The sequence below is a fragment of the Solibacillus sp. GQ1 genome (assembly GCF_059758555.1).
Map to the genome: position 1 here is coordinate 52,841 of NZ_JCAXEX010000006.1, position 21,575 is coordinate 74,415.

Sequence of the window (21,575 nt, forward strand, 5' to 3'; positions counted from 1 at the left end):
TAGCTGGAGAGGATAATATTATAAATTTAATAACTATAATTGAGTGAGGTGAATATACAGAAATAACGCTTTAAAGACATGATTTTGTTTTTAAGTACTATTTTGTTGCGTAGAAATTCCTTTCTTGTTCTTATGTGACGTGAATTTGTGATTTATATAGAAGAATTCACGGAATTTAAGTTGTAGAAGGTTGACGAAATATAACTAATATAAGATAATTTTAGATGGTAATAATAATTATTTTATAATAATTATTTCATTGATATTTATATAGGAGGAATTTTAAAATGGCATTAATCGGTAAAGAAATCGCACCATTCGCTGCGAAAGCATTCCAAAAAGGTGAATTCATCGACGTAACTTCAGAAAACTTCAAAGGACAATGGTCAGTAGTATGCTTCTACCCAGCAGACTTCACATTCGTTTGCCCAACTGAGTTAGAAGACTTACAAAACGAATATGCTACTTTAAAATCTTTAGGCGTAGAAGTTTACTCAGTATCTACGGATACACACTTCACACATAAAGCATGGCATGATACTTCTGAAGCAATCGGTAAAATTGAGTACATCATGATTGGTGACCCATCTCATACAATTTCTAAGGCGTTTGACGTGTTAAACGAAGAAGATGGTTTAGCAGAGCGCGGTACATTCATCATCGATCCAGATGGTGTTGTACAAGCATTAGAAATTAATGCTGGCGGTATCGGCCGTGACGCTTCAATTTTAGTAAACAAAATTAAAGCAGCTCAATATGTACGTAACAATCCAGGTGAAGTTTGCCCAGCTAAATGGGAAGAAGGCGGCGAAACGTTAACGCCAAGCTTAGATCTAGTAGGTAAAATCTAATCTGAGTAGTAAATAACAAACAAGTAAGCGACAAAAACAACCGTTATGGCTTGGTTTTGTCGCTCTGTTTTTAACTGGAGAAAGAAAGGTAAGCTCTCTATCTTTAAAATTAATTGGAAAGAGGTGAGAGGCTTGCTGTATTTGAGAGAGAATAATCCACTTATTTTTCGGGAGGGAACAATAAGTGGTATTCATACAGCAGCTTGTGCAGTGTTAGATAATCAGATTAAAGCGCAATTAAAGCAGTATTTATCAATGCTGGAAGGTGATTTACTAATTAAAGTGAGTGTTAGTGATGACAAAACATCGCAAGAAATGCTCAATTTAGTTGAAGAGTTGGAAAAGATGTCTCCTCGTATTACGGTGCAACATGCATTATTAGAACGTACACCAAGTTTCAGTATCAATAAAATAGACGAAAGTGAATCTGGTATTACTTTTGCTGGATTACCACTTGGTCATGAATTTACATCATTAGTTTTAGCACTATTACAAGTTTCAGGCCGTGCACCAAAAATCGATGCAGCTGTTGTAAAACGCATTCAGGCGATAAAGCATCCATTGAAATTTGAAACGTACGTGAGTTTAACTTGTCATAACTGTCCGGATGTTGTGCAGGCACTAAACATTATGGCAGTGTTAAATCCGAACATCTCGAACACAATGATTGAAGGTGGAGCATTCCAGACTGAAATTAAAGATCGAGACATTATGGCGGTGCCTACTGTATATTTAAACGGCGAAAACTTCGGCGGCGGTCGTATGGAGTTGGAAGATATTTTAACGAAGTTGGGTGAAGTATCGGACGGCTCAGAATTTGCAGATAAAGAAGCTTTTGATGTATTAGTAGTGGGTGGCGGTCCTGCAGGTTCTGCGGCTGCTATTTATTCAGCACGTAAAGGAATTCGTACAGGTATCGTAGCAGAACGCTTCGGTGGTCAGGTTAACGATACGTTATCAATTGAAAATATTATTGGGACAAAGGCTACAGAAGGCCCTGCATTTGTTTCGAGCTTGGAAGCACATGTATTGGACTATGACATCGATGTGATGAAATCACAACGTGCAGCAAAAATCGAGAAAAAAGATCTAATTGAAGTGACGTTAGAAAATGGAGCGGTATTAAAAGGGAAAACAGTTATCCTTTCTACAGGGGCTCGTTATCGTCAACTTGAGGTGCCTGGTGAGGAAGAATTTAAAAATAAAGGCGTTGCGTATTGCCCTCATTGTGATGGTCCGATTTTCAAAGGGAAAGATGTTGCGGTAATCGGTGGCGGTAACTCAGGTGTAGAAGCGGCAATCGACTTAGCGGGTATTGTAAATCATGTTACGTTACTACAACGTAACAGTGAGTTGAAGGCGGATAAAGTGCTTCAAGAACGCGTTCGCAGTCTAAAAAACGTTACAGTTATTACAAATGCTTCAACTACTGAAATTACAGGAACTGATAAAGTAAATGGTTTAACGTATAAAGACGTTGTTACAGGTGAAGAAAAGCATATCGAATTACAAGGTGTATTCGTTCAAATTGGTTTATTGCCAAATACAGAGTTCCTTGAAGGCGCAGTAGAGATGAATGCGCATGGTGAAATTATTATTGATAAGCACGGTGCAACTAATGTTCCGGGGATCTTTGCTGCAGGCGATTGCACAGATACGGTTTACAAGCAAATTGTTATTTCAATGGGCTCTGGGGCAACAGCTGCTTTAGGGGCATTTGACTATATGATCCGTAATGTTGATTCACGTGAATTTGTAGAAGCATAATATAAAATCCGTTGTACGTAAAATCGTGCAACGGATTTTTTTTTAAGGGTAGAATAATGGTGATTAGATAAGAATTTAACTGAAACAGGAGTTGATGTGAATGGTGGAAAGGGAACGGACATTGCGTATTTGTCCAATGGGTCACCGGTATTATAAAAGTACAGATTGTGGAACTTGCCCTAAATGTGAGCAGGCGAATAAACCATCAGAAGGATTCTTATCTCGTTTATCCTCACCTGCGCGTAATGCATTAATAAACGCAGGCATTACAGAGTTGGAGCACCTTGCTGAATATACGGAAAAAGAAATTTTACAATTACATGGGATTGGACCTTCTTCCTTGCCTACATTAAAACATGCGATGGCCGAGAAAAACGTAAATTTTAAAAGTTAAAAAAGGGTTTTGCTTAAAACTAAAAGTGTAATCATCTCTATTTTCGGGTAATAGATAAGAGACTATTCGAAAAGGAGGCTTTTATAAATGAAAGACGATAAAATAAAGCATAAAAAGCTCGACAATCCGGATTTATTGAATACCGAAAAGGAAAGCATTTTCGATATAGATGAGGAAATGAAATTTGTGGATCCAATTCCGATGGAAGAATTGAATGACCAAGTAAAAGATGAGAAATATCGTGCGAACACGAAGACTACTTCCGGTAGTGAGCGTAAAAACCAGCCGGACGAAACGAAAGACGCATAAATTTTAAATAATAGTAATTACAAAAGGATTGACCATTTTGCAAATTAGGCAAAGTGGTCAATTTTTCTTTTCGGAAAAGTGAGCAAAAAGCTCGCTGTAAACAGAAATACAGCGAGCTTGGTATGGAACATTGCTAAAGGTTGGCGGGAGGAAGGATATCATCAATTGTTCTTGCCAATTTTAATGCTTTTAACTGGAATTGTTCATAAAAAAGTTCTGTTCCTGCGCCACCGATATAAAAAGAAATATGCTCGTGAACTTGTGCCAATTTTTCAAGTGTATGAATGGACTGGGCAAATTCATTGTAAGCAATCTCGGTAGATCCTGTCAGCAGTACAATGGCAGGCTTCTTTAATGCGATAGCGGATTGAATTGCTGTTGGAGCCGGTGAAGGGCCGAGCATTAGTGTGCGGTAACCCCGCAACATACATTGGATAAGCAGAATTTGCATTGGAATTTCATGTCTCTCTCCAGGTAGACAGCTCCCTAATGCTAGTGGCGCATCGTCCGGAACATAAAAATGTCGACGAAGGTGGCTTAAAAAGTCACGTACTGTTTGACTGCTTATTGCTTCTTGGTATTCACCCCATGCTTTTTCGCACCAAAGCTGTCCAACTTCATGAAGGAAGGGAACGACAATGTCCCGTATCAGCTTCTCTACACCGAATTTATGGTGAGCCTGTTCGAGCAAATGCAGAATTTCATGCTCGTTTGCTTCGGTGCCGGCTTGAATTAGTGCCTTGTGGAAAAACGATACAGGATCAGCTTCTGGTACATCCTTATTTTTGATATAGTGATCTACCGCTTGTTTAATCGTCATACCGCTATTTATATATTGTTTCAGCTGCATTAACGTTTGAACTTCATCTTCCGTATATACGCGGTATCCATTGTCTAATCTATCAGGTTGAATGATTTGATAACGATCTTCCCATTTTCGGATCAGTTGTTTAGAAAGATTCGTTAAGTTGGATACTTGTTGTATCGAGTAAGTTTTTTTAGTCATATTTTACCACCTCCTAAAAGGAATCCTTGTTAAACTCTATTCAACCGAAAAAGAAAGTACTTGTCAAATGTTTTTCGTGTGTTGTACAATGTTTGTATAATATGGAGTAAGGGGTATTATTAAAAAGCATAATTACTTTGTAATATTTGGAAGAGGAAAATAAGAGGAGGTTATGTGATGTCTAAACATCCATTGGAAAAATGGGGAAGTGTAATGGGGGGTAAGAAAACACGTTGGATCGTTTTGGCTTTATGGATTATGTTTGCTGTTTTATTTGCACTTATCTTCCCGCAAATTAATAGTGTTGAAAACTTTGTGGGCGATGAAATCCCTGATACTTATACATCAATTCAAGCGGGAAAAATTATGGAGGAAGAGTTTTCTTCTGATAGTGGGATTCCGCTATTAATTACTTGGTATAACGAATCAGGTCTTACAGAAGAAGATTTGACAAATATTAAAGGGTTATACAAACAACTGGCAGATGAACCGTTAGATGGGCAGGAAACAATCCCGCCATTCCATGATCTTCCCGTTCAAGCATTGATGGGGTCACTTTCTGAGAACGGTGCAGCACTTGTCACACCTGTTTTCTTCTCAACAGAAAAAAATTCAGATGTTCTAAAAGAAAATTTAGCGATTATTAAAGAACGTACAGAAAAACAATTTGGCGAAAATCCATATGATACTAATTTAGATGATGAAGGGCTTCATGCTCGATTCTCCGGACCCGTTGGTATCTCGATTGATGCGACAGATCTTTTCAAAGCAGCTGATGTACAACTAATGGTTGCCACTGTAATTATCATTTTAGTCATCTTATTAGTCATTTACCGTTCACCAATTTTAGCGATTATCCCGTTAATTGTTGTAGGGGTAGCGTATTTAGTTGTAAGTCCATTATTGGGCGTGATGGCTGAAAACGGATGGATCGCTAAAGATGCACAAGCGGTAGCGATTATGATTGTATTATTGTTTGGTGCAGGTACGGACTATTGTTTATTCTTAATTACACGTTACCGAGATATACTGCTGACTGAAGATAATAAATTTACAGCATTGGCATCGGCTGTTCGTGAATCAACAGGCGCAATTGTAATGAGTGGCTTAACAGTAGTAATCGGTTTAGCGACATTGGCATTGGCGGATTACGGCGCATTCCAGCGTTTTGCTGTTCCGTTCAGCTTTGGTGTATTAATTACAGGTTTTGCAGTAGTAACATTACTTCCGGCTGTTCTTGGTATTTTAGGACGCGCAGCGTTTTGGCCGTTTGTTCCTCGTACAGAGGAAGCTGAAAAAGCAAATGCTGAAAAGAAAAACAAACCATATAAACAACGTAAACCTAATCACCGTTATATGCGCGCGGTCGGTGAATTTGTTACTTCGAAACCATGGCTTGTCATAATTGTTGCAGGAGCAATTTTAATTGGTTTAGCATTCACTTCCACAAATATTAAATACAATTACGATTTAATTTCCTCATTCCCTGAAGATATGCCTTCGCGTGAAGGATTTAAAATCATTGAAGAAAACTTTACACCAGGTGAATTGGCACCGGTTCAGTTGTTAGTAGACAGTGAAGATACTGATCTGGATATTACAGAACAACTGTTAAGACTCCCGTATGTCGGTGTCGTAAAAGAAATGCGTACAGGTGAAACAAATAACAACATCCAACTTTATGAAATTGATTTGGATAAAAATCCATACTCGAATGAAGCGATGAACGATGTTGAACAAATGAAGGACGATGTTAAAGGAATTCTTGCGGATAACAATCTGGAAGACGGCCAATTCTGGATCGGGGGCGAAACGAGCTCTCAACTAGATACAAAAGTCGTTCAGTCGGGCGATGAAAATATTATTCAACCTGTCATGATTATTATTATTTTCATCGTATTATTAGCATACTTACGTGCTTTAATCACATCGATTCAATTAATGGTAACGGTAGTAATATCTTTCTTCTCTGCTTTAGGTGCAGGTTGGTTGATTATCCATTACGGTTTAGGACATGAAGCGATGGCTAGTGCGATTCCACTGTACAGTTTTGTATTTATTATCGCATTAGGTAACGACTATAATATTTTCATGATTTCTGATATATGGAAAAACCGTAAGCGTGGTATTGCGCATAAGCAGGCCATTTCAAATGGTATTGCTTCAACAGGTGCGGTTATTACATCTGCTGGACTCATTTTAGCAGGTACATTCCTTGTATTAGCGACATTACCAATCCAGCTATTAGTACAATTCGGTATCGTAACAGCGGTAGGGGTACTGCTTGATACATTTGTCGTACGTCCATTACTCGTACCGGCTCTAATTACGGTGTTTGGTAAATGGTCATACTGGCCGAACAAAAAGCTTAAAGAATAGCAAAAAGCGTATAGCTCCTTGATGAAAGGGGCTATACGCTTCTTTTTTTAAGAAGTTAATGAACCGGATTGCAGGCGATACATGAGTTCATACTTGCCGCCAAGTGCAACAAGTTCATCATGGCTGCCTTGTTCAACAATTTCACCACGATCCAATACTAAAATTTTATCTGCATTTTTAATAGTGGAAAGTCGGTGGGCAATAATAAACGTTGTACGACCTTTTTTCAGTACATCCATTGCATGTTGGATAATTTCCTCTGTTTCCGAGTCAATATTTGATGTCGCCTCATCCAAAATAAGGATAGCCGGATCAAATGCAAGCGCACGCGCAAACGAAATTAACTGGCGCTGACCGGATGAAAGGGTACTTCCTTTTTCGATTACAGGCTCATCAATTCCTTTTTCGAATTTTGATAAAACACGTTCACCTCCGACTGCTTCAAGCGCTTTTTCAACGGTTTCTCTTGAAATTCGCTTATCATTGAGGCTAACATTCGAAGCAATCGTTCCAGTGAACAAATACGGATCCTGCAATACGATTCCCATATGCTCACGAATCGCTTGGCGCGGAAGCTTCGTAATATCTTTCCCGTCAATGATAATACGGCCTTTTTGCGGATCATAGAAGCGGAATAGTAAATTCATAATCGAACTTTTCCCCGATCCTGTATGGCCGACAAGTGCAATTGTTTCGCCTTCTTTTGCTTCAAAGTGAATATTTTTCAATACATATTCATCATTTTTATAGGCGAATGATACATGATCGAACACAACATTCCCTTTATAACGTTCAATTCGTTCTGTACTTACAGATTCCCCTTGCTGATCGAGCAGTTCAAATACACGTGACCCTGCTACAAGAGATCGTTCAAGCTGGGAGAACTGGTTGACTAAGTTCGTAATCGGATTGAACAGGCGCGTAATATAATCAACAAACGCATATAGCGTACCGGCTGTTACAGCTTCAGGTAATGTCATGGATTGGGTGCCGAAGTAATAAACGAAAACGGCAAACATTCCAAGACGTAAAATATTGACAAGGTTATGTGATGTCGCGGAGTCCAGCAATAAAAGCTTACGATTGTATTTGTAATGTTCATCATTCATCTCGTCGAATTCCTGCTTCATCTGTTCTTCACGACGGAATGCCTGAATAATCGTCATCCCATTAATTGATTCATTGATCATTGCATTAATATCCGCAATTTTTGTTCGAATAATATGGTTGTACTGTGAAGCGAATTTTCGATATAAAATCATCCAAATATAAACAATCGGAATGAGTAATAGAGCGAAAAGTGCCATTTTCCAATTTAAAATAAATAAAGCTATATATACCCCTGCAATGGTAATAAAGCTGTTCGCAAATTGCGAAAGTACAGTTACATACAGATTGCGTATTGCCTCTGTATCATTTGTGACACGGGCAACGACTTTACCGGCCGGCAAGTTATCGAAGTATTCAATTGGCAGCTTTTGAATATGTCCGAATACATCTTTTCGTAACTGCTGAATAACAAAGTTTGCACCGCGTTGTAAAAAGATGAACATTAAATAACGGAACACAGCAGTCAGCACAGATAACAAGAAGAAGATCGACAGCAGTATTGCGATTGGTTCAACTTGCAGATTCCCTGGTTCCATGTAATGGTCGATAATATATTTTGCGATGAACGGTCCTGCAATATCAGTTGCGACCGCAATTGTTAATAAAGCTAACCCGATTAAAATCGGTTTTTTAAATTTTAAAGCATACAGGTACAGTCGTTTAGATGTACTCATTGCTCCACCTCCTCAAGCTGCTGGCGGTCAAATTGCTCTTTGTACCAACCACCTAAGCGTAGGAGCTCTTCATGTGTACCTCGTTCAACGATATAACCATCATCCAGCACGATTATTTCATCCGCGTGCTGAATACCTGACAGGCGGTGAGTTGAAATAATCGTCGTTTTTCCAGCGCGCTCTGTTTGTATATTTTCAATAATTTTTGATTCTGTTTTCGCATCGACAGCAGATAAAGAATCGTCCAAAATTAAAATTTCCGGATCTTTAATCAATGCACGTGCAATTGATACACGTTGTTTTTGGCCACCTGATAAAGATACGCCTTTTTCACCGACAAGTGTTTCAATGCCAAGCGGTAAATTTGATAAATCCTTTTCAAAGTCTGCCAGTCGAATGGCTTCTTCGATTTCACCGTTCGTAGCATTTTCTTTTCCGAATAAAATGTTTTCACGAATTGTACGGGAAAATAGTACATGGTCCTGTGGCACATAGCCGATCCAGTCCAATATTTGTTCTTTTGTCATTTGTGCCAAGTCCGTATCATTAATGGCAATTTGCCCATTGCCTAACGGATATTCTCGCAACAGCTGACGAATAAATGTTGTCTTACCTGCACCTGTTTTCCCGACAATACCAAGAGTTTGCCCTTTTTTCAGGTTCAGTGAAATTTGCTGCAAGTTTTTCACCTGAGATAGAGGGTACTGGAATGTAAACTCAGAAAACCCGATAGAATTCGGTACATGATGCGTCATTGGTGAAGGAGGATTTTGTACATCCGCTTCATATTCCAATGTATCCTGTACACGGTCTAGCGAAGCACTTCCTTGCTGCATGACGTTAATAAGCTCGCCAATTGCAAACATTGGCCAAATTGCCAACCCTAAATATACGTTAAATGAAACGAGCTGGCCGACCGTTAGTTCAGAATTTGAAACAAGAACAGCACCGTAACCTAATGCGATGACATAACAAATACCAGTTCCAATTTTCGTAATTGGCATAAAGAGTCCGTTAATATAAGCGACGCGCATGTTTTTAGCAAAAATGTTCTCGCTCATTTCCGAGAAGCGTTCTTCATCCTTCTTTTCTTGAACATATGCGCGGATTACACGAGTTCCCGCAACAGATTCCAGAACATTGTCATTCATCTCACCGAATGCATCCTGTGCTGTCATATAGCGTTCATGAACAATTTTCCCTAAATATTGAATGATTATAGCCATGATTGGAATTGGGAGCATCGCAAAAAATGTCAGCTTCCAAGAGATGAAAAAGCCCATTGCTAAAATAATCAGCGCCATATAAACCGTCGAATCAATGAGGGTCATAATACCGAAGCCGGCAGTTAATGTAACTGCATTTAAATCGTTTGTAGCTTTGGCCATTAAGTCACCAGTACGGTTTTTTTCATAAAACGTCGGGGTCATCTTTAAAAATTGATGCATCAGTTTTTTTCGCAAAATACGGTCAAGCGTAATGGAACCTCCAAATAACTGATATTGCCATATGAAGTTTAAAGCATAGCTCACGATGGCAGCGCCAATAACGAAGCCTACATACTTCATCAGCTGCATCTGATCCATATCTCCATTTGTCATGTCATCAATGGCTTCCCCTAAAATCCATGGAGGCAAAACTTCGATAAAGCTCGCCAGCATAAGGAGTACAATCGCAATTGTATACTGCTTACGATACATTTTTAAAAACCATTTTAATTTCACAAATACATTAAACATTACATATACCCTCTTTCTTCAATGTTGATTGTGTTGCTACCCGTCATCATATCGATCCATTTTTAATAGTTTTCGTTGCAAAAAGATAGTCATATAAGGCCCTCCTAAAATTTTGTTACACTAAAATGCACGATACATTTCTTAAGGCGTATTTAAACGTCGGCACAATGTAAACAAAAAAGACACCTATTCCGATTTTTCGAAAAGGTGTCAAAACGAAAAAGGGCACAGGGGAATCCACACCTGTGCCTTTTATTTACATGTACGTGCAAAATTAAAACAAAAGTTCAGGTTAGGGCAATATGAAATTGTCGCTGTTGAAATGTGTACATTCACAATTGATGTGTTCATATCCCTTAACTCCTTTCCTCGTTTTAATTTATTTAGTGTTCCTTAATATTAGTGGAGGCAATTATTGTTGTCAATATTTTTTGAAAACATTTTATTTTCAGTGTTGTAATTTATTGGTTTTCTTATAATTTAATAGGCCTAGTCATTTTTCGGTATAAAAGGTCCGCGGAAAAAAGCCGCCGGAAGTTTGAAAATTGTTTGTTTATTCTGTATCTTGAAAGTAATACATCAAAAGGAGTGAGGCAACGATGAAGAAATTGTTACTAGTCATGCTATTTACGCTTGTGCTCGCAGCATGCGGGACAAAAGAGACGAGTGATGATGTAAATAATGTCCCGGGAAATAATTCAGATAATGTGACACAGGGTAGCTCTGAAGTGAAAGAGGAAAAGATTACATTATATAAATCAGATGAAAATGCTGAAAATACCGTTCCATTTGATGAAAATTATGATAGCGGTGAAGAAGAACTAGTACCGTTTATTTACTCAAAAGTAAATGAACATGATGTAGAGCTGCTGGATTATACGATGGAAAACGAAGATAAAAGCTTATTGCTTAATTTAGGTGATGATATTTATACAATTCAAGGGTCTGCAGGTGCCAATATGTTTGTTGAAACGTTAGCGCGTTCTTATTTTGAGAACTTACCTGAATTGCAGGATATAACGTTTCTTTATAAAGGATCGGATGAACCAGTGCTAGATCATATGAATATAGGACTACCATATAAACGACAAGATTTTGATATGTAGACGGGGGATAGCTGAAGATGAAGCAACTATGGACTAATGGCACGATATATACGATGGAACAAGAAGGTGCGACCGTGCAGGCAGTGCTTGTACATGATGGTAAAATCGTGGAGACAGGGGCTTTCGACGATTTACTAGTAGATGCAGATGAAGTTATCGACTTGCAGGGCGCAGTTATGTACCCTGGCTTTGTAGATAGTCATCTCCATATGATTGGACACGGTGAAAAGTTGATGCGTCTTGATTTGACAGTAGCAACAAGTGGGGTAGAGCTTGTACAGCTGGTTAAAAATGCGGCAGACCAACTTCAGGATGGGCAGTGGCTCATTGGGGAGGGTTGGAATGAAAATCAATTTACAGATGGCCGTATTCCAACAAAAGAAGAATTAGATGCTGTCACGAATACCCCTTTGTTCCTTAACCGTGTGTGTCACCATGTTGCTTTAGTTAATTCATCTGCACTCCATTTGGCGGGGGTTACAATAAATACTGAAGATCCAGCAGGCGGAAAGATTGGTCGTCATGAAAACGGTGAGCTAAACGGATTGTTGTACGAACAGGCAACGAATCTAGTATCTTCACTATTAAAACAAGAGGGGGAAAGCTATATTGAAAGCTTGGCGCAGTCCTTGCAGCTGGCTATTGAACATATGCAATCCTATGGTTTAACTGGCGGACATACTGAAGAAATGAGTTATTATGGTCATTATATGAATCCATTAACTGCCTATCATCGCGTTGTTGGTGAACGGAAGCATTTCCGCGTCAATTTATTACGTCATCATGCAGTATTTGAGGAAATGATCAAGAATAATGCGCAATTTAATGAGCCATATATCGAACAAGGTGCGATGAAAATTTTCGCAGATGGGTCATTAGGCGGATCTACTGCAGCACTATTGGCTCCCTATGCAAATGATGAACATAATAAAGGGATGCTCATTCATACGGATGCTCAAATGGAAGCACTCATTCAGTTAGCGCGAAAATATAATGAAGCGGTAGCCATTCATATAATCGGTGATGGTGCAATGGAACAGGTGCTTCAGTATCTAGAAAAATATCCTGTAGCTGACGGGAAGCGTGATCGCCTGATCCATTGCTGCGTCGTATCAGAAGAACAGCTTTCCCGAATGAAGAAGCTGCAGGTTATATTGGATTTGCAGCCGGCCTTTGTTACATCAGACTATCCATGGGTAACGGAGAAGCTTGGTGAAAACCGTGCCGGTCATCATTATGCTTGGAAAACGTTTATAGATGAGGGATTCATATGTGCGGCAGGTACCGATGCGCCGATTGAAGCGATGAGTCCATTTGAAACAATCTATGCGGCAGTCGAGCGAAAGAAGCCAAAAGATACACATGAAGGTTATAACCGTGAGCAAAAGGTTTCCCGTTATGAGGCAGTGAAAATGTACACGGTTGGAAGTGCCGAGGCAATTTGTAAAGAAGACGAACGTGGCTATATCCGAAAAGGATATGATGCGGATTTTACAATACTCGATACGGATTTAATGAACTGTAGCGCTGAAGAAATTCTACAGGCGAATGCATTATTGACCGTTGTTGATGGAACAATTGTATATAAAAATGAATAGTAGAGTGAAAGAACCGCATACTTTTATGTGGTTCTTTTATCATTAAAATAATTGTAAAGAATGGTGGGAGTTGTGATGGAGCTAATCCAAAATATATTACCTCCGATTGTGGATGGAAAAACAAAAGTGCTTATTCTTGGCTCAATGCCAGGAAAGCAGTCACTGGAAAAACAGCAATACTACGGCAACCGACGGAATCATTTTTGGCCGATTATAGGAAAGCTTCTAGCAACCGATATTCCGGAAGACTATAACGAAAGAATTGCACTTCTTCGTAAACATCGTATAGGGCTATGGGATTCAATTGAAAGCTGTGAACGCGAAGGCAGCCTTGATGCAACAATAAAAAATGAGGTACCGAATAACTTTTCAGAGCTTTTTAAAAAATACCCGCAAATACAGCTTGTCCTATTTAATGGCGGGAAAAGCTTCGATGTTTTTAAAAGACATATAGGTCTCGAAGTATTGGACGGTCGAGCGTACAAAAAGATGCCATCAACAAGTCCGATTCCAGGGAAGAATATTAAAACCTTTGATGAAAAAGTAGAAATATGGAGCATCGTGCTAGATTTTTTATCGTAATCAAAATTCTTAACGGTTGATTGATAGCGCAATGCCATCTTATTCGGTATGATAAAAACAAATCGTAGTAAAGGGGAATTATTTATGTATCGTGTAGCTGAAGATTTTGTAAAAGATTGGGCGATTTCATCAAAGGGTGCATTGAAAGTAATGCAAGCTATTCCGGATGACAAAATGCATATTGCCATCGTAGATGAGCACAATTCATTAGGATGGTTATCATGGCATTTAGTGAGTGTAGCAGGCGCATTCGGCCATTTTGCGGGATTGCAAATTCCGGGCCCAGGTCCTGATATGCCACAGCCAGAAACAATGGCTGGAATTATAGAGAAGTATGAAATGGTGCGCGAAGCGTATAAAAAAGAAGCGGCAGCATTAACAGAGGAACAGCTTTTAGAAGAAGTACCTGCTTTTGGAGGAATGATGAAGCGCGGAGAATTACTCAGCAAAGTAATCTCACACCAAACACATCATATTGGCCAAATGACAGTATTACTTCGCCAAGCAGGCTTAGCAGTGCCTCCAGTAATGGGACCTACAAAAGAAATGCAATAAGAACTCAGCCCCGAATATATTTCGGGGCTTTTTAAATGAAAAAGATGCCCAAGTATACGTTGGACATCCAGTAAATTTATTTCAGGAAGAAATCATAGCTATTTTTTGCAAGTAATGTAATTGTGACGATGATGAAAAGGACACGCACATAGCCGCTTCCACGCTTAATTGCAAACCGTGAACCGACAATCGCTCCGACAATTTGAGCGGCCCCCATTATCAAACCGTATGTATAATTAATCTGCCCTAAATAGATAAACATTAAAAGCGCCCCGATATTACTCCCAAAGTTAAGGAGTTTTGCATTACCGGCTGCCTTTAAAAAATCATAGCCGACCATCAGAAATGCAAAAATCAGGAATGACCCAGTACCAGGGCCTAAAAATCCATCATAAAAACCAATCAGTGAAATCACTAAGAAAAATAAAATATACTTTTTCGTTGAAAGTGATTTGACCGCCGAAATACTGCCCCAATCTTTTTTGAAAATTGTATAGACAGCTACAGCTGCCAGCATAATCAGCATTAAAGGTTTCAATAAGTTTGGATCAAGTAAATGGACAATCCAAGCCCCGATCATCGAGCTAATAAAAACCCATGGGAAATACTTCATGACAGATTTAATATCCAGTTTTCCAGACCGATAAAAGGTAATAGTACTCGTTAAGGATCCCATTGTCCCGGCGAGTTTGTTTGTTGCAACAGCTGCAGAGGGACTTAGCCCTGCAAACATTAATGCAGGCAGTGAAATAAGGCCACCGCCTCCCACAACAGAATCGATAAATGCTGCTAAAAAACCAAAACAAATTAAAATAATAACTAGTTGTGGGTCTAACTCAAATCCCATAAAAGAACCCTTCTTTCTTCACATAGAGCAATACACTCATGCTATCGAAAATCAAGAGTAGTGTAAATAGTTAAAATTATGATTCGATTATGATAAGGTAATATATTAGTATAATGGAAACGGAGTACACAAATGAAGGATTATCAATTTTTATTTTTTGACTTAGATGATACATTACTGGATTTTAAAGCTGCAGAAAGATTAGCTTTGCCGAAATTATTTGAAGCACATCAGCTACCATTAACACCTCAAATCGAAGCTGTTTACCGAGAGATTAATACCGGTTTATGGCGCTCGCTTGAGGAAGGGTTGATTACTCGTGACTTTTTAATGGAAACCCGATTCGGAAAGACATTCAAGCATTTTGGCGTTGAAGTGGATGGCAGGGTGTTGGACGCTGAATACCGTGGCTATTTAGCAGAAAGTAAAGTGTTTGTTGAAGGTGCATTGGAGCTGATTCGAACATTGGCACCTGACTATGAACTGTACATTACATCGAATGGATTGGCGGAGACACAGATAAAACGCCTCCAAGTAACAGGGTTGGCACCTTATTTTAAGCAAGTTTTCGTTTCGGAAAATACTGGCTATCAAAAACCGATGAAGCCATTTTTTGATTATGTGTTTGAACGGATTCCGAATTTCGATCCGAACAAGGCGATGATTATTGGGGATTCCTACAGTGCAGATATTATCGGCGGTGCAAATGCCGGAATCGATACATGCTGGCTTAACCCGTTGAATGCAGTACCATCAACAATTCACCCAACTTATGAAATACAAAAGCTGGCTCAGCTTTTACCGGTTATAAACAGTAATAAAGCCATCACCCAACAGCCTTTAGGAATTTAGTAAAGGTATTTAGTGTTATATAAAATGAAATGCGATGATGCAGGCAAGGAGTGAGCGCAATGACCCTATTTATACTGGTCGTTCTAATTGCGATTATAGGTTACTTTATATTTAAATTATATAGTCATGACAATACAACATTTTATCAATTGACCGGCTATTCGTATTTTGACGTCCTTATGAACAAAAGTGTCCGAACATCCTATCAGCTTATAAAGGAACTGGAGCATGTTCAAGGTACAAAAAAAGTAATGGTGAATCTACAGCTTCCTGTTCACAATGAAGTTCAAACAATTGATGCTCTTTTACTTCATGAATCAGGGATTTATGTAATGAATATGAAAAAGAAATCAGGCTGGATTAACGGACGGGAACAGAGCATCGAATGGATTGAGTTATTACATAAAAATCAAAAACAAGTATTTAATAATCCAATCCATGAAACAAAACGTTTAATCCATACATTAAAAGACCAGTTGCCGGAAGTAGATGGTATGCTTTTTGAAACAATGGTAGTTTTTGCGAACGATTGTTCATTCCAGCAGATTGAAATTCAATCTTCCAATGTTGAAGTGCTGAAAATTGCGGAATTAAAAAAATGGGCTACAACAATTGAAGGGAAACGTTTATCAGATACAGAAATTGAAAACTTGTACTCAACATTAGAAACCTTTATGCATGGTAAAAATCCGACAATACGTTCAAAAACTGTCACAGCCACAAATTAATAAGGAAGAGAGCAGAGTAGTTTTTTCTACTTTGCTTTTTTATGTGGAAAATTTATAAAAAAATCCAAATTTTTATCAACTTTTTGCTCTCTTCATACGTCTAATAAATATAAGAGGAAAGGAGGGTAGTAGAATGGGCAAAAAAATAACCGTGCTCAGCATATTATGTGGAATATTAACAGTTGTCGGATTCCGTCTATGGGTCGATACACCGCCAACTTATGCAAGTAATAAAACGGTCACGGTAAGTGCTACTTATAATGAGCCGTCCGCTTCCAATGATTATATAAACAAGTCGTCCGGCAGCTTAAATAAAATGATGCCGTATTATATGAATGACGGAGGGTCACCGGGCAGAAATTGTACAACATACATAAAGGTTGAAAATATATTGGATAATAAGGAGGCCGATGTTGTACAAGAAAGTGACCAGCAGCAAAAACAGGCAGAACAGCAGGCCAGTCATAAAAGAATTGCTCTCACGTTCGATGACGGTCCCCATAAAAATGTGACCAATCAAATTTTAATGACCTTGCAAAAGTATGAAGTGAAAGCAACATTTTTTGTAATCGGTCAAAATGCTGCAAAGTATCCAGATGTCGTGAAAAAAGCGGATGCTTTCGGTCATGAAATTGCCAATCATACGTGGAGCCACAAAAATTTAACGAAGCTAAACGTACAACAAATGCAGGCAGAAATTGACCGGGCAAACGAGGCAATTTGTAATGCAACAGGAAAGACGCCTACGATGTATCGTCCACCGTTTGGAGCATTGGATGAAAAAGTACGGGAGTCGATTGATTTAACGCCAGTGCTGTGGAATATCGATACACTTGATTGGCAGCATAAAACACCTAAAAAGACATTGGCAAATTTAAAGGCACAAGCAAAGGACAATGGCATTATTTTGATGCATGATATTCACCAGCAATCCGCAGATGCATTAGAGGATGTCATATTGTATTTAAAAGAAGAAGGCTATGAATTTGTGACAACGAGCCAACTATTATAGATTGAAAGTATTTGAAGGGAGTAGTGACCACTATTTCCTTTTTTTATTTGAATGAGTTTATGGTACGATACTAGCGAACACATATGAAGGAGGATCCATCATGGGTCTATTATCAAAACGAGCGTTAAGTATTCAGCAGTTTCAATTCAATAGCCGACTTTTTGCATGTCCTATTTGTAAACAGGAAATAGAGATAAGTAATGAAGGAAAAATGAGCTGTCTATCAAATCATACATTCGATGTGGCAAAACAAGGCTATGTTTATATGTTAAACCGTCCTGTCCACTCAATGTATGGAAAAGAATTATTCGATTCTCGCCATACTGTCATTCAAGCAGGTATCTATGATCGATTACAAGCAGCAATTGCCCGGGAAATCACTGTAGATCAACCGATAATTTTAGATACAGGTTGTGGCGAGGGGTCTCATTTACATCGTATTTGCCAACAGCTTGATCGCCCAGTTGGTGTAGGAATCGATATTTCAAAAGAAGGGATAATTGCAGCGGCAAAGTATAATCCCGAAGAGCTTTGGTGTGTCGGTGATTTAGCGAATAGCCCGTTCAACGAGCAATCTTTTGATGCGATTTTAAATATCTTATCTCCAGCAAATTACGATGAATTTAAACGTCTGTTAAAGCGAGGCGGTAAAGTAATTAAAGTCGTGCCACAGGAAAATTACCTAAAAGAACTGCGTAAACAGGCGTTTGCAGATTCGGAAAAGGAAAGCTATACAAATTCCCAAACTGTAGAGCGATTTAAAGCAAGCTTTGCAAATACAGAAGTAAAAAGAATTACGTATACAGTACCGCTTGAATCCCATTTAGTACAAAACCTACTTGAAATGACACCGATGGGCTGGCATATTGACGATAAAGAAAGTATTCAATTACAGGAAATTACAATTGATTTAGATCTATTAATTGGAATGGAGTGATCGTAGATGAAGAAAATCTTAGTATTAGGCGGGACCCGGTTTTTTGGCCGTAAATTAGTGGAACTTTTATTGGAGCAAAAGCATGAAGTAACAATTGTCACGCGCGGAATGTCGGAAAATCCATTTGGCGATGCAGTAGAGCATATTAAAGTGGATCGAAAAGATACGGCAGCTTTTGAGAAAGCATTGGAAAACCGTACATTTGATATTGTTTATGATAATATTTGTTATTCGCCAAACGAAGCAAAACAGCTGTGCAATCTGTTCAATGGGAAAATCGGCAAGCTTGTTTTCACATCTACATTAGCTGTATATGAAGCAGATGGCAAGCCGCATTCTGAAGAAGATTTCGATCCGACTTCATATGGCATTATCATGGGGGATACACATGAATTTACGTACGGTGAAGGAAAGCGTCTGGCAGAGGCGGTATTTTATAAATTTGCCGAGTTTCCTGTAGTTGCAGTTCGTTTCCCAATCGTCATGGGAGAAGATGATTATACGCGCCGTTTGCATTTCCATATTGAGCGCATAATTAATAAGGAACCAATCGGATTTTTAAATATGGATGCAGAAATGTCCTTCATTCAGGCAACAGAAGCTGCCCTTTTTTTACAGTGGGCAGGTAATGATCATGTTGTGGAAGGACCGATTAATGCGACAGCAAATGGGGTCATTTCTTTAAAAGACTTCATTTCTCTTATTGAAGAAAAGTCAGGCGAACGTTCTAAAATAGCATTGCTTGGGACAGAGGAAATCCGTTCACCATACGCCATTCCAGCCACATGGTATATGAAAAATGACAAGGCAGAGCAATTAGGATTTTCGTTCAGTCAGCTTGAAGAGTGGCTGCCTCCATTAATCGAGCAAATTGCGGGAACTACGGCAAAACAGTAGTCATTGAATGAAGGTAGTACTTTCAATTAAAATGAAGTGAGATTAACGATAAGGTAGGAATGAAACGTGTATAAATTTATTGCAAGAGTTGTATATGGAATATTAGGGGTTAACGGGTCCAAGGCAAAGGTATATGGAAAAGAAAATATACCGAAAGAAGGCGGCTTTGTCGTTGCCTGTACTCATAATGGCTATATCGATATTTTGAACCTGGGGATATCGATGCTGCCAAAAGAAGTACATTTTATGGCTAAGAAACAACTGTTTGATGTAAAAGGGTTAGGCTGGCTAATTACGAGATTGAATGCATTCCCGGTGGATCGTGACAATCCGGGACCAAGTGTTATTAAAATCCCTCGTCAGCTTATCAAAGAAGGAAAAGTAGTCGGAATCTTCCCGAGTGGAACGAGAAGCTCGGAAAACTCGGAATTAAAAGCCGGTGCAGTGACGATTGCCCAGTTGGCGAAGTCAGAAATTTTGCCGGCTGCTTATATCGGTCCGAAAGATGCGAAAGGTGTATTCAAACGTCAAAAAGGCTATTTAATTTACGGTAAGCCATTTACGGTTGGCGCAGGAAAAGAAGGCCGTGAACAATCCGTTCAATTTTTGGAAGATGAGCTGAACCGATTAACAGAGCATTTGAAAGAAATGCACCCAGAAGTAAAATAACAGAAGCTGCGCGGAAACTTTCGTGCGGCTTCTTTATTAGGAGTGGAAAAGAGATGAAGCAAGTACTATTCGTATGTTTGGGCAATATTTGCCGTTCTCCTATGGCAGAAGCTGTTATGCGTGATTTAATCGCTAAACGCGGTTTAACGGATAAAATTACAGTCGACTCAGCAGGCACGAGCAATTACCATATTGGGGAACCCCCGCATAAAGGGACAACGGCGAAATTACAGGAATACGGAATTATGACAACCGGTATGCTTGCAAGACAGTTACGCACTTCCGATTTAGACAGCTTTGACTATATTGTCTGTATGGATGAAAGCAACGTGAAAAATACGATTGAAATGCTGCGTGCAGAAGCAGATGCAAAAGTGTTCCGTTTCCTTGATTTGACGACACATCAAAAAGATGTTCCCGATCCTTGGTATACGGGAGATTTCCAGGAAACGTACGACCTATGTTTAGAAGGCTGCGAGGCATTGATGGAAAAAATTGAAGCGGATTTATAAGGAAAAGCGAAGTGGGCATCATCCGCTTCGTTTTTTATTATTCTTTGGTTGGTTAACTAATGTTATTTTCTACTGTCTGTTATAAGAAGCACAGTTAAGGGTAATTATATGGCAAAGTATGTAAAGATTCATATGGAGGGAATAGCTATGGATGTGAAAGGAAGACGAAAAAGCAGTAATGTGGAAGATCGTCGGGGGATGAGTGCCGGGAAAATCGGCGGAGGTCTTGGCGGAGTCGGGATAATTATTGCCATTATTTTCACATTACTTAATGGCGGAGATGCAGGGGATGTTGTTTCGGAAGTATCAAAGAGCATTACACAAAACGGTGCAACTTCTGAAAACTATGAACCGACCGCTGAAGAAGAGGAACTTGCGGAATTCGTTTCTGTAGTACTCGCGGATACAGAAGATATATGGCAACAATTGTTTGCTGATAATGGGATGACTTACGAAAACCCGACGCTCGTATTATTTACGGATAGTGTAAGCTCTGGGTGCGGGATGCAAAGTGCTGCGGTTGGACCATTTTACTGTCCGGCAGATTATAAGCTATATATTGACTTAAGTTTCTATAAAGAATTAAGAAACCGGTTTGATGCACCGGGTGATTTTGCGATGGCTTATGTAGTTGCACATGAAGTTGGTCACCATGTCCAAACATTATTGGGCACATCCGAACAAGTACATGCGCTAAATGGAAAAGTATCACAAGCCAAGTACAATGAAGCCGTGAAACGTCTGGAACTTCAGGCGGATTATTATTCAGGTGTATGGGCACACCATGTTCAGGACAAGGGCTATTTGGAAGAAGGCGACTTTGAAGAGGCGTTAACGGCAGCAAATGCCATTGGCGACGATACATTACAGATGGAAGCGCAAGGATATGTTGTCCCGGAAAGCTTTACACATGGTACAAGCGAGCAGCGGATGCGCTGGTTCAAAAAAGGCTATAATGCCGGTACACTTCAAGGCGGGGATACATTTAGCTTAGAGGCTTCCCAATTATAAACGTGACCTATAGCATAGAAAAAATGCTATAGGTTTTAAC

General features: G+C 39.2%; 21 protein-coding genes. 17 read left to right on the forward strand and 4 right to left on the reverse strand.

From position 1 onward, the window contains the following. Positions 1–287: 287 nt before the first annotated feature. The 4 genes from ahpC (at position 288) to AC6CH1_RS17535 (ending at position 3,321) form a co-directional block, all read left to right on the forward strand. Positions 288–851 (forward strand): alkyl hydroperoxide reductase subunit C, encoded by a 564-nt coding sequence (ahpC, locus tag AC6CH1_RS17520; RefSeq protein WP_087618112.1) that lies wholly within the window; start codon positions 288–290, stop codon positions 849–851. Positions 852–1,061: 210 nt separating this feature from the next. After that, a complete protein-coding gene (gene ahpF / locus AC6CH1_RS17525) occupies positions 1,062–2,618 on the forward strand; it encodes an alkyl hydroperoxide reductase subunit F (RefSeq protein ID WP_353056587.1) in 1,557 nt (518 codons plus the stop codon). A 100-nt stretch (positions 2,619–2,718) separates the two neighbouring features. Further along, positions 2,719–3,012: an RNA polymerase alpha subunit C-terminal domain-containing protein gene (locus AC6CH1_RS17530; protein WP_427713899.1), complete on the forward strand. Its 294-nt coding sequence runs from the start codon at positions 2,719–2,721 to the stop codon at positions 3,010–3,012. Positions 3,013–3,099: 87 nt separating this feature from the next. Beyond that, entirely contained in the window at positions 3,100–3,321 is a 222-nt protein-coding gene (locus tag AC6CH1_RS17535; RefSeq protein ID WP_251691182.1) for a YczO family protein, read from the forward strand. A gap of 133 nt (positions 3,322–3,454) precedes the next feature. Here AC6CH1_RS17535 and AC6CH1_RS17540 read toward each other — a convergent pair whose 3' ends face one another. Continuing rightward, positions 3,455–4,327, reverse strand: a complete 873-nt coding sequence (locus tag AC6CH1_RS17540) for a MerR family transcriptional regulator (RefSeq protein ID WP_251691184.1) — start codon at positions 4,325–4,327, stop codon at positions 3,455–3,457. A 177-nt stretch (positions 4,328–4,504) separates the two neighbouring features. Between AC6CH1_RS17540 and AC6CH1_RS17545 the strand changes: the two genes are divergently transcribed. After that, entirely contained in the window at positions 4,505–6,706 is a 2,202-nt protein-coding gene (locus tag AC6CH1_RS17545) for an MMPL family transporter (RefSeq protein ID WP_498318652.1), read from the forward strand. A gap of 47 nt (positions 6,707–6,753) precedes the next feature. Here AC6CH1_RS17545 and AC6CH1_RS17550 read toward each other — a convergent pair whose 3' ends face one another. Beyond that, on the reverse strand, positions 6,754–8,490 hold the full coding sequence (locus AC6CH1_RS17550; protein WP_251691188.1) for an ABC transporter ATP-binding protein: 1,737 nt from the start codon (positions 8,488–8,490) through the stop codon (positions 6,754–6,756). Further along, on the reverse strand, positions 8,487–10,229 hold the full coding sequence (locus AC6CH1_RS17555; RefSeq protein ID WP_498318654.1) for an ABC transporter ATP-binding protein: 1,743 nt from the start codon (positions 10,227–10,229) through the stop codon (positions 8,487–8,489). Before AC6CH1_RS17555 ends, AC6CH1_RS17550 begins: the two co-directional genes overlap by 4 nt. 599 nt (positions 10,230–10,828) lie before the next feature. Here AC6CH1_RS17555 and AC6CH1_RS17560 point away from each other — a divergent pair. The 4 genes from AC6CH1_RS17560 (at position 10,829) to AC6CH1_RS17575 (ending at position 14,070) form a co-directional block, all read left to right on the forward strand. After that, positions 10,829–11,335 carry a putative periplasmic lipoprotein gene (locus AC6CH1_RS17560; RefSeq protein ID WP_251691191.1) on the forward strand — a complete coding sequence of 169 codons (507 nt, stop codon included), beginning with the start codon at positions 10,829–10,831 and terminating at the stop codon, positions 11,333–11,335. Between the two features lie 17 nt (positions 11,336–11,352). Further along, positions 11,353–12,933, forward strand: a complete 1,581-nt coding sequence (locus tag AC6CH1_RS17565) for an amidohydrolase (protein WP_498318655.1) — start codon at positions 11,353–11,355, stop codon at positions 12,931–12,933. 75 nt (positions 12,934–13,008) lie between these two features. Next, positions 13,009–13,515: a DNA-deoxyinosine glycosylase gene (locus AC6CH1_RS17570; protein WP_251691195.1), complete on the forward strand. Its 507-nt coding sequence runs from the start codon at positions 13,009–13,011 to the stop codon at positions 13,513–13,515. An 84-nt stretch (positions 13,516–13,599) separates the two neighbouring features. Beyond that, complete coding sequence (locus AC6CH1_RS17575) at positions 13,600–14,070, forward strand: DinB family protein (protein ID WP_498318656.1); 471 nt, start codon at positions 13,600–13,602, stop codon at positions 14,068–14,070. Positions 14,071–14,146: 76 nt separating this feature from the next. On the opposite strand, the gene AC6CH1_RS17580 is transcribed toward AC6CH1_RS17575, so the two are convergent. Continuing rightward, positions 14,147–14,917: a TSUP family transporter gene (locus AC6CH1_RS17580; RefSeq protein WP_251691199.1), complete on the reverse strand. Its 771-nt coding sequence runs from the start codon at positions 14,915–14,917 to the stop codon at positions 14,147–14,149. Between the two features lie 132 nt (positions 14,918–15,049). Here AC6CH1_RS17580 and AC6CH1_RS17585 point away from each other — a divergent pair, with 132 nt between their 5' ends. The 8 genes from AC6CH1_RS17585 (at position 15,050) to ypfJ (ending at position 21,535) form a co-directional block, all read left to right on the forward strand. Further along, a complete protein-coding gene (locus AC6CH1_RS17585) occupies positions 15,050–15,769 on the forward strand; it encodes a YjjG family noncanonical pyrimidine nucleotidase (RefSeq protein ID WP_498318657.1) in 720 nt (239 codons plus the stop codon). A gap of 59 nt (positions 15,770–15,828) precedes the next feature. After that, entirely contained in the window at positions 15,829–16,497 is a 669-nt protein-coding gene (locus tag AC6CH1_RS17590) for a nuclease-related domain-containing protein (RefSeq protein ID WP_251691203.1), read from the forward strand. Positions 16,498–16,630: 133 nt separating this feature from the next. Then, on the forward strand, positions 16,631–17,509 hold the full coding sequence (locus AC6CH1_RS17595; RefSeq protein WP_427713877.1) for a polysaccharide deacetylase family protein: 879 nt from the start codon (positions 16,631–16,633) through the stop codon (positions 17,507–17,509). Between the two features lie 100 nt (positions 17,510–17,609). Further along, positions 17,610–18,446: a putative RNA methyltransferase gene (locus AC6CH1_RS17600; protein WP_498318660.1), complete on the forward strand. Its 837-nt coding sequence runs from the start codon at positions 17,610–17,612 to the stop codon at positions 18,444–18,446. Between the two features lie 6 nt (positions 18,447–18,452). Continuing rightward, positions 18,453–19,343, forward strand: coding sequence for an NAD-dependent epimerase/dehydratase family protein (locus tag AC6CH1_RS17605; protein WP_498318661.1), 891 nt, complete (start codon positions 18,453–18,455; stop codon positions 19,341–19,343). A 66-nt stretch (positions 19,344–19,409) separates the two neighbouring features. Next, positions 19,410–20,012: a lysophospholipid acyltransferase family protein gene (locus AC6CH1_RS17610; protein ID WP_251691210.1), complete on the forward strand. Its 603-nt coding sequence runs from the start codon at positions 19,410–19,412 to the stop codon at positions 20,010–20,012. A gap of 53 nt (positions 20,013–20,065) precedes the next feature. Next, positions 20,066–20,524 (forward strand): low molecular weight protein-tyrosine-phosphatase, encoded by a 459-nt coding sequence (locus AC6CH1_RS17615; protein ID WP_251691212.1) that lies wholly within the window; start codon positions 20,066–20,068, stop codon positions 20,522–20,524. A 147-nt stretch (positions 20,525–20,671) separates the two neighbouring features. Beyond that, entirely contained in the window at positions 20,672–21,535 is an 864-nt protein-coding gene (ypfJ, locus tag AC6CH1_RS17620) for a KPN_02809 family neutral zinc metallopeptidase (RefSeq protein ID WP_498318663.1), read from the forward strand. Positions 21,536–21,575: the final 40 nt, after the last annotated feature.